A 1,656-nucleotide genomic window follows, 5' to 3' on the forward strand; every position below is an offset into this window, starting at 1 on the left:
ATGGCACCAAGATTTCCTTTGAGCAGGCAATTGTCGCCAATGCCACTGGGATGAAGGTTGCTCAACGAGGAATGCTCGGCTATGACTTCAAAGGCCATGTGGATCAGATGACCCAGATGTACGATGTGGATCAACTCAAAGAATGGGGAGGAATTGTGGATTATGTGGTCGGCGCTCGGCCCGGACCAGGGGTATTTGTGTTTGCTACCCACGATGATCCGAAACAGCGCCACTACCTAAACCTATACAAGCTAGGGGAAGGGCCGCTGTATAGTTTCTATACCCCCTATCACCTATGTCACTTTGAGGTGCCGCTATCTGTAGCGCGGGCGGTTCTATTTCAAGATGCAGTCATGGCTCCTTTAGCTGGACCGGTTGTAGAAGTGGTGACCACGGCTAAAACGGATCTAAAGGATGGGGAAACCCTAGATGGTCTTGGCTACTATATGACCTACGGCCAATGTGAGAATGCCCAGGTGGCTCAGGCTCAGAACCTGTTGCCAATGGGATTGGCTCAAGGGTGTCGCCTCAAACGAGATATTCCCAAAGACCAAGTCCTCACTTACGATGATGTAGCGCTGCCGGAGGGCAGGCTGTGTGACCAGCTAAGAGCTGAGCAAAATGCTTGTTTTGGCGCAGTTAAGGCTCTAGCACAAGTCAATTAATAAATCCAGATTCCAAAAAGTTTTTCAAAATACAAGGTATTATTCACCGAAGCAAGCATCGAAGATTAATAATATCTAAGAGTAGGTACTTCCACTAATTTATACTAAGGATTTATTCATATAAAAAACTGACTGCTAAGTAATTTAGATGGTATATAAACATATTTAAGAGGCAAGCAATGATTGCCAGTAATAAAGGAGAAAGATTGATTTTTGTGGGCGGTGCGCCGCGCTCAGGAACAACTCTGGTTCAAAATATATTAGGTTCACATCCAGATATTTGTGCTATTCCTGAATTTCTTCATATGCGGCAGATTGTGGAGTTGAGAAATTCTCTACATCAATCAATTGACTATGAATACATTAACTTAATCTGCTCTAAAGCTGATGTGGATGAGCATACTAGCAATTTAACTGAAAGCCTACTCCTACCATTGGCTGATATAAATGGGTGTAGATTTCTCAGCGAAAAGACGCCTGAGAATATTTTGATCTTTTCAGAGTTGATTGAATTATTTCCCAATGCACGGTTCATACACATTGTTAGAGATCCGAGGGCTGTAGTCTCATCACTTTTGCAAGTGGGCGCAAGGGCAAAAGCAAAATTACGTGATTCACAAATATATACTAGAAATATAAAAGCTGCTATTAGACACACAAAAGGATGTCAAATGAAAGGGTTTTTAACCAGCAAAGAGAATCCTAAAAAAGTTTTGACAATAGTCTATAAAAAGTTGGTTTCGGATGCTGAGCGTGAAACACTTAGAATCTGTAAATTCTTAGGCATCCCATGGTCTAGTGAGATGATTACTCCTAGTAAATTTAAGCACTTGGGTGAAAAAGCAATTACTACTAGCTCTGGTGAGGTTTGGTACAATACACAAACTTACAATTGTGACCCTAATCCTAACAGCCTTAATAAATGGCAGAGTTTATTGACGGCTACTCAAAAATCAGCGATCGAAACTTCATTTAAGACTGTTACTGATTT

2 protein-coding genes are annotated in these 1,656 nt (G+C 41.7%); both read left to right on the plus strand.

All coding sequences use genetic code 11. The annotated features are described in order from the left end of the window. A partial coding sequence (locus AC2VE5_RS26550; RefSeq protein ID WP_486890540.1) for an SAF domain-containing protein occupies positions 1 to 665 on the plus strand: 665 nt, incomplete at its 5' end. Positions 666 to 844: 179 nt separating this feature from the next. After that, positions 845 to 1,656, plus strand: an 812-nt coding sequence (locus AC2VE5_RS26555; RefSeq protein ID WP_486890541.1) for a sulfotransferase family protein, incomplete at its 3' end; no start/stop codon positions are given.

It is taken from the genome of Aliterella sp. E5.1 (genome assembly GCF_057473825.1).